4 protein-coding genes and 1 pseudogene are annotated in these 4,450 nt (G+C 44.2%); 3 read left to right on the top strand and 2 right to left on the bottom strand.

Translation table 11 applies throughout. The features are described from left to right. Positions 1–24: 24 nt before the first annotated feature. Positions 25–804, bottom strand: coding sequence for an MBL fold metallo-hydrolase (locus IQ229_RS14645; RefSeq protein ID WP_194044841.1), 780 nt, complete (start codon positions 802–804; stop codon positions 25–27). A 111-nt stretch (positions 805–915) separates the two neighbouring features. On the opposite strand from IQ229_RS14645, the gene IQ229_RS14650 reads away from it, so the two are divergent. After that, positions 916–1,353 carry a VOC family protein gene (locus IQ229_RS14650; RefSeq protein WP_194044843.1) on the top strand — a complete coding sequence of 146 codons (438 nt, stop codon included), beginning with the start codon at positions 916–918 and terminating at the stop codon, positions 1,351–1,353. Between the two features lie 11 nt (positions 1,354–1,364). On the opposite strand, the gene IQ229_RS14655 is transcribed toward IQ229_RS14650, so the two are convergent. Continuing rightward, positions 1,365–3,050: an S-layer homology domain-containing protein gene (locus IQ229_RS14655; RefSeq protein WP_194044845.1), complete on the bottom strand. Its 1,686-nt coding sequence runs from the start codon at positions 3,048–3,050 to the stop codon at positions 1,365–1,367. A gap of 206 nt (positions 3,051–3,256) precedes the next feature. On the opposite strand from IQ229_RS14655, the gene IQ229_RS14660 reads away from it, so the two are divergent. Both IQ229_RS14660 and IQ229_RS14665 read left to right on the top strand, forming a co-directional pair. Beyond that, positions 3,257–4,150 carry an alpha/beta fold hydrolase gene (locus IQ229_RS14660; RefSeq protein WP_194044847.1) on the top strand — a complete coding sequence of 298 codons (894 nt, stop codon included), beginning with the start codon at positions 3,257–3,259 and terminating at the stop codon, positions 4,148–4,150. Between the two features lie 128 nt (positions 4,151–4,278). Next, a pseudogene (locus tag IQ229_RS14665) lies at positions 4,279–4,450 on the top strand (serine/threonine protein kinase); the annotation flags it as partial.

Below are 4,450 nucleotides of genomic sequence, written 5' to 3' on the forward strand. Positions count from 1 at the left end.
GTAATCGCTAGGGCTAGGTGCAACTTAGATTGCTAATGCTCGTTTTTCTAAGGGTAGTTCAAAGCGATCGCCTGTTTTTGGCTCAAGTACCCGCGTCACTAAATTGTTTTTCTCTAGTAACGAACGGAATTCTTCAGCACTTCCTTTAGTCTGAATGAGTTTCATCAGCAATCCCTCAAACGCCACATCTCCACCAGCCGCAGTCGGTAATATTACTTGAGGCTGTAAAGACTTTACTACTTCCAATGCACTATTGTTTCCTTTAATAATCGGCCCAAGCAAAGGCAACGTCATGTCAATAAACGGTGTAATCACTACATCGATGGGTGCAGCTGGCTGAAGTTGTGGAGAATGATCCCCATGAGGCTCATAGTATACAGTTAAACCACTCTCCAATTCTTTGAGGAGATAACTATTTTCCACCAGAGTGGGGCCAATGGATGAACCGGGGAAAGCCTTGATTTCAACTTGATTATTTAAAGTGAAAGTTTCATCATGAGGCAATACTGTTACCTGGGTGTAACCTAATTTCTGTACTACCTTGGCAGCATTGGGAGAGGCTACAACTTTGATGCTGTGGTCGAGTACCTGAAGTGTTGGTGGGTGAGCGTGGTCTTCTAAACCCTGAGACAGCAGGATCAGGTCAATATTATCTGGGATTGGGCGATTTTGCGATCGCGACCCTTTAAATAGCCAATCCAAGTTGCTGAAAATTAACGCACCAACCAGCCAAGGGTCAATTAGTATTCGTTTCCCGCCGATTTCCAGCAGCCAAGAGTTACTGTCTAACCAAGTTAAAAACATAAATTTTGTGAAGATAACGCCTACCTTCATTATCAATGGTGTCACCTTTCTTAGTAAGCACTAAGACCAACACCTACATTTGTGCGGTCAAGTCTACCACGGAGTTTTTTTATGTCTGATCTTGGTTTTACTCACATTGCACTTGCAGTCAGTGATGTTGATGCAAGTATCTCATTTTATGCAAAGTATGCTCAGATGACAGTCGTGCATCATCGCATTGATCAAGCAACTCAATCAGATGTTGCTTGGATTAGTGACCTGACTAGACCTTTTGTGATTGTCCTAATTAAAGTACCTAAAGTAGAAGGCGCACTCTTACCACAATCCCATCTTGGGGTAGCTTATCAGAATCGTGGGGAAATTGATCGCCTGTGCAATGAAGCACACGCTGAGGGAATACTGCTGGCTGGGCCAAATGACTGGGGTCATCCGGTTGGTTACTGGGCTTATCTGCGAGACCCAGATGGTCATACACTGGAAATTTCCTATGGTCAGGAAATTAGTTTTACAGTTGAGCAAGCTAGAGACGCGATTAATCGCGTCTCTTAAAAAAATTGGTGTTACTTTTTGCCAAGTGTGCGTCCACCTTCATCGTTACTGCCACCGTGAGGACTGGAATTGCCTGGGTCACAGCCCTCAGCACCATTACCAATTCCTTGGTTGCAATGGCGACGCGGTTTTACGCCCTCCGTTGAAGTTTCAGTCTGCTCCTCAACTGCAACTTGTTGTTGTCCAACAATATACTGCGAAGAGATGTTTGCTACCTCTCCGGTGCTAGATAGGGCTTGGTATAGCAAAGCAGATACTTCAGACCTGGTTGCTACCCGTTCAACATTTAGCAAGTTCGCATTGGGATAGTTGACGACCATACCGCGTTGTGTGAGAGCAGCAATCAGACTGCGATATTCACTACGAATAGTAGTTGCATCGCTGTAAACAGATAAAATTGTATCTGTGGAACCACTGCTTTGATAATTTAATCCCCGCGCTAATGCTACCAAAACGTCAAGGCGAGAAAGGCTTTGGCTGGGGTTGAAACCTTTGCCAACAACAGCGTTTAAAAAGCCCATTTGATAAACTTCGCTGATGGCATTGTAAGCCCAATATTGAGTTGAGACATCTTTAAATGCGATCGCTCGACGAATTTTCCCCTTGGTAAACGCTTTCCGCAGCATTGCCGCAAATTGAGCACGAGTTACTGGTGCATCAGGGCGGAAAGTCCCATCAGGAAAACCTTCGAGAATTTCCATTGAGGCCAATTCGGCAATAAAATCTTTAGCCCAGTAGTTTGTGGAAACGTCAGAAAATCCAACCTGGAGAGCGCGAGACATCCCGACTTGGCGATAATTCATCAGCATTTGGCTGATATCGTAGCTTGAGTTATCGCTGACTTCAATCACCTGCACCAAGCCGCCAGGAGTAGCTTGCAAAGCCTCTGCCAAGTCGGAACTAAAGACGCTCACGAACGACTGACGGACTAAAGCATACTCACCCTGAGTGAAAGAGGTGGGATAAACGCTGGTTCCCGCAATTTTTGACAAACCTTCTACTTGGAACTGACTACCTTGGAAGGTTTGGGAACTGCTTAGGAAACTAACACGTTGGCCGCTAACTTGAGTGAAGTAGTCGTAGGTGGTGGTACCTGCGTCAATAGTGCCGTTTTGGTCAGCATCAACACCATAAACAGTACGAACGACTTGGTACTGTGTAGGCTTGGCTGATAAAACCAGGTTAACTGTGGTGTTTGCAGACAAACATTCAAATTCGCTGTAGCCAATAAAGCGGTTTTCAAGATCATACAATCGCACGACGATGCGATCGCTAGCTTTTAACCCCTTAGCAAATTTTGCTTTTTGCTTAATCTTGTATTTGTAATCACCCAAAAACCGCTCTTTTAAATAGCCCTTGCTACCTTTACTCTTGACAGAAATGCGAGCAATCACCTCTGACAAGTTACCAGATGCTTCCCAAATGGCAAGGCTAAAACCTGTTTTTTTTCCTTTTGCAGAAACAGTACTATTACGGCTTTCTGTGGTGATAGTTTGCCGCTCAATATTAGTAGTACGGCTCCTTGTTTCTACTTTCTTATCGGCTAAAAGTTGTTGACTTGTAGAATTATCAGATATTTGGGCGACGGTGGTAGAGAATCCTAAAGTTGCGTAGGCAGAAGCTATTGGTGAAAATATTGCTACAGAGGTTGCAGCCAGAACAAACTTGCTTATATGAGCGAAGTAACTTTGATTCATGTATTTCATCTCACACTACCATTCGTCTAAAAAGGCACAGGGATATTTGGTATCCCTTGACTTATTAATCCCTTGGGGTGGATGGAACTAACATTTAACGAGTGGAGAGTGAGGGGTTATGAGTGTGATTATTGCTTTTTTTACTCAGCACTGTTTCGGTCAGAGAACATTAATATATTTGAAGAAACACTTTATGAATCTTATTAATGACTGTAACTACACAACAGCTTCCAACTCAAGACGCCTTTGAAAAATTCATTTGGAATTGGCAGGGTTACAAAATCCAGTACACTGTCATGGGCACAGGACGCCCTTTGGTACTGGTTCACGGCTTTGGTGCTTCCATTGGACACTGGCGCAAAAATATCCCAGTTTTAGCTGATGCTGGCTACCAAGTGTTTGCCATAGACCTTTTAGGTTTCGGCGGTTCCGATAAAGCACCCATTGATTACACTGTGGAAGTTTGGGTGGAACTGCTGAAAGATTTCTGCACAGCACACATCCAAGAACCTGCTGTATTTATTGGCAACTCCATCGGCGCACTTTTGAGCTTAATAGTACTGGTGGAACATCCAGGAATTGCTGCTGGTGGTATTTTAATTAACTCTGCGGGTGGTTTGAGTCATCGTCCCCACGAATTGAACCCGCCACTACGGATTGTAATGTCAACTTTTAATCGGTTTGTGCGATCGCCAATTACAGGTAAATTTGTCTATAACCGCATCCGTCAAAAAGCCCAGATTCGCCGCACCCTCTACCAAGTTTACCGGAACCGTGAAGCCGTCACCGATGAATTAGTTGATTTGCTTTATACTCCCTCTTGCGACCCAGGAGCGCAAAAAGTTTTCGCCTCGATTCTCACAGCCCCTCCTGGCCCCAGTCCAGAGGAACTTTTGCCCAAAGTAGAACGTCCTTTATTAGTAATTTGGGGTGCTGACGACCCTTGGACACCAATTACCGGGGCCAAGATTTACGAAAAGGCGCGGGAGAATGGCAAAGATATCAAAATTGTTCCCATTCCCAATGCCGGTCATTGTCCTCACGATGAGGTTCCAGATGTTGTTAATGCCCAGATTGTCGATTGGCTAGCGCAAAGGTGATAATTTCGCCTTTCTGCCGATATGTATTAGCCCAAGCAAGGTAAAAATGGGGCTAACAATCTGGGTGAGTGGATCTTAATCTTTTAATTGCGCCTTGACATAATCAAACTCGTATGACATATGAAGAAATGGAGCTTGATGTGCGTAATGGAGATAAAAGGGTAATCCCCTTAAATCACCATCCAGATTTTTCTGAACTTGGCTATCAAGTCATCAGCGAACTAGGACGCAACCGAGAAGGGGGAAGGATTACTTATTTAGCTAATGTCCTCAAATCTAATCAACAGGTGGTAATTAAAG

The organism is Nostoc cf. edaphicum LEGE 07299 (assembly GCF_015207245.1).
GTDB lineage: Bacteria > Cyanobacteriota > Cyanobacteriia > Cyanobacteriales > Nostocaceae > Nostoc > Nostoc edaphicum_B.